Below are 2,977 nucleotides of genomic sequence, written 5' to 3' on the forward strand. Positions count from 1 at the left end.
GAAAACATAGAGGAAAAGCGCCAGCAGCGCGGCACCGGCCAGCCAGAAGAAGATCTGCCGGCGAAAGGTCGCGGACGCGGCGATGTCGGCGGCCGCGGCCTCGATCGCTGCCGCTTCTGTCTCAGATGTCCGGAGTGGAGCCTTCGCCATAGCCGCTCATGTGCCTCAGCCAAGTCACGAGATAGGCTGCGGCCGAAGCCACGGTCAAGACCCCGGACAGCAATATGAGGGCTGACCTCAGCGGGTCGAGGTGAACGGCAAGGGCAAGTTCTCCCAGCACAAGCGCGGCCAGCACGATCTGGATCGCGGTGTTGGCCTTCGACACGAACAACGGTTTCATCTCGACCGGATGGGTCATGACGGCGGACAACACCACCGCGCAGACGATCAATGCGTCGCGCGACACCATGATGACGACAAGCCACAGCGGCAATTGCCCGATGAAGCTCATGACCACGAACACCGAAACCAGCAGCAGCTTGTCGGCCACCGGGTCGAGATACGCGCCGAGCGTGGACTGCTGGTTGAAACGGCGGGCGATGAACCCGTCTACGCCGTCGGAAATGCCGGCGACGAGGAACCCGGCAAAAGCCCAGTCCCAGCGCGCCTGCAGCATCGCCAGCACCACCGCCGGCACCAGGATAAGGCGCAGGATGGTGATCAGGTTTGGGATGGTCAAATGCTTGGCACCTCCTCTTGGTCGGAGATAGATGATGAAGATAGCGGGTGGCAACAAGAGAGAAGCTGCCGATCTCCCGCACGGGAGAGCGGCTTTCAGCTTGGCTTTCGCCAATCACGAGCGCCTATATGCGCGCCCTGTCCACGGTTTTATGGGCCGAAATGGCCGTTATCCTTGCGGACAGAAACCGTTCATGCGAAGAGCCCGCGACAAGGAAAATTGTTGAACGGGCACCCGAAATGAGCAAGCGCGACGTGAACAAGCGCAAGAACGGGCTCACCTATGCCGAGGCCGGTGTCGATATCGACGCGGGCAATCTCATGGTCGAGAAGATCAAGCCGCTGGTGCGTGCGACGCGCCGGCCGGGCGCCGACGGCGAGATCGGCGGTTTCGGAGGCCTGTTCGACCTCAAGGCCGCGGGCTTTACCGACCCGGTGCTGGTGGCGGCCAATGACGGCGTCGGCACCAAGCTCAAGATCGCCATCGATGCCGGCAAGCACGACACGATTGGCATCGACCTCGTCGCCATGTGCGTCAACGACATCGTCGTGCAAGGTGCCGAACCGCTGTTCTTCCTCGACTATTTCGCCACCGGCAAGCTCGATCCCGACCAGGGTGCCGCGATCGTCGGCGGCATTGCCGAGGGCTGCCGCCAGGCCGGCTGCGCGCTGATCGGCGGCGAGACGGCCGAGATGCCCGGCATGTATCATGGCAATGACTACGACCTCGCCGGCTTTGCGGTGGGCGCCGCCGAACGCGGCCAATTGCTGCCCACCGACGATATTGTCGAAGGCGACGTGCTGCTGGGCCTGGCTTCCTCCGGCTTGCACTCGAACGGATATTCGCTGGTGCGCCGCATCGTCGCCGTCAGCGGTCTGTCGTGGAGCGATCCGGCGCCGTTCAACGACGAGGCCACTCTGGCCGAGGCGCTGCTCGAGCCGACCCGCATCTACGTGAAGTCGATTCTCAAGGCGATCCGCAACACGCATGGTATCAAGGCGCTCGCCCACATCACCGGCGGCGGGTTCCCGGAAAACATCCCGCGCGTGCTGCCCAAGGATTTTTCGGCCGAACTCGACCTCGAAGCGATCGACGTTCCTGCCGTGTTTTCGTGGCTGGCCAAGATCGGCGGCGTGGCGCCGGAAGAGATGATGCGCACCTTCAATTGCGGCATCGGCATGATTCTGGCAGTCGCATCCGGTCAGGCAGCACAGGTCGCCGCCGTGCTGCAGGAGGCCGGCGAGACGGTGACGCCGATCGGCCGCATCGTGCCGCGCCGCGACGCCGGCGTCATCTATCGGGGCTCGATCGGCCTATGAACGCGCAGAGGAAACGCACCGTCGTCCTGATCTCGGGGCGCGGCTCCAACATGACCGCGCTGATTGCCGCGGCCAGCGACCCGGCGTTCCCGGCCGAGATCGTCGGTGTCATTTCCGACAAGGCGGACGCCGCCGGGCTCGGCATCGCCAGAGCGCGCGGCATCGCCACGCAGGTCGTCTCGCGTGCCGACCATGGCAGCAAGCAGGCGCATGACGCCGCAATAGACGCGGCGCTCGCGGCCTTCAACGCCGAGATCGTGGCGCTGGCCGGCTATATGCGCATCCTCACCCCCGGCTTCGTCCAGAGATGGCAGGGCCGCATGATCAACATCCACCCTGCCCTGCTGCCGGCGTTCAAGGGGCTCGACACCCATGTGCGCGCACTGGCCGCCGGCATCCGCATCCATGGCTGCACCGTGCACTTCGTCACCTCCGAGATGGATGACGGCCCCATCATCGCACAGGCGGCCGTGCCGGTGATGGTCGGCGACACCGCCGATACATTGGCGGCCCGCGTGCTGAAGGCCGAGCACCGGCTCTATCCGCTTGCATTGGGACTGGTTGCCGAAGGCAAGGCGCGCATGGAGGCCGGCCGCACCGTGCTTGCCCACTTTGCCGACGATGCCGACAACGGCACTTCGGTGGTGATGGCCCCCGACCCGCTGCGCGAGGAAACCGACCTCGAGCATCTGGCGCGCATCACGCCGTGAGGCGAGAGCGTGACGATGAAACAGCTTCTCCTGCTTCGTCACGCCAAATCCAGCTGGGACGACCCTGGCCTTGATGATTTCGATCGGCCTTTGGCCGAACGCGGAGTGAAGGCGGCGCGCTCGATCGGGCGCGAGCTTGCGGCGCGCGGCTGGCTGCCGGACCTGGCGCTGGTGTCGCCGGCGCTGCGCACCCGCGACACCTGGCGGCTGGTGGCGGCGGAGCTGCCCGTCCAGCCCCGGATCGCATTCATCAAGGCGCTGTACGATGC

The 2,977-nt window shown here is 65.3% G+C and carries 4 protein-coding genes; 3 read left to right on the forward strand and 1 reads right to left on the reverse strand.

All coding sequences use genetic code 11. The features are described 5' to 3' along the window. Positions 1–121 precede the first annotated feature (121 nt). A complete protein-coding gene (locus EN750_RS26880; protein ID WP_127398435.1) occupies positions 122–679 on the reverse strand; it encodes a CDP-alcohol phosphatidyltransferase family protein in 558 nt (185 codons plus the stop codon). A 239-nt stretch (positions 680–918) separates the two neighbouring features. Between EN750_RS26880 and purM the strand changes: the two genes are divergently transcribed. From purM to EN750_RS26895, 3 genes are all read left to right on the forward strand, one after another. Then, a complete protein-coding gene (gene purM, locus EN750_RS26885) occupies positions 919–1,998 on the forward strand; it encodes a phosphoribosylformylglycinamidine cyclo-ligase (protein WP_127398437.1) in 1,080 nt (359 codons plus the stop codon). Continuing rightward, positions 1,995–2,708, forward strand: a complete 714-nt coding sequence (gene purN / locus EN750_RS26890; protein ID WP_127398439.1) for a phosphoribosylglycinamide formyltransferase — start codon at positions 1,995–1,997, stop codon at positions 2,706–2,708. The genes purM and purN overlap by 4 nt, the downstream gene beginning before the upstream one ends. 15 nt (positions 2,709–2,723) lie before the next feature. Continuing rightward, positions 2,724–2,977, forward strand: a 254-nt coding sequence (locus tag EN750_RS26895) for a histidine phosphatase family protein (RefSeq protein ID WP_189526475.1), incomplete at its 3' end; no start/stop codon positions are given.

It is taken from the genome of Mesorhizobium sp. M7A.F.Ca.ET.027.03.2.1 (genome assembly GCF_003999175.1).
Taxonomy (GTDB): domain Bacteria; phylum Pseudomonadota; class Alphaproteobacteria; order Rhizobiales; family Rhizobiaceae; genus Mesorhizobium.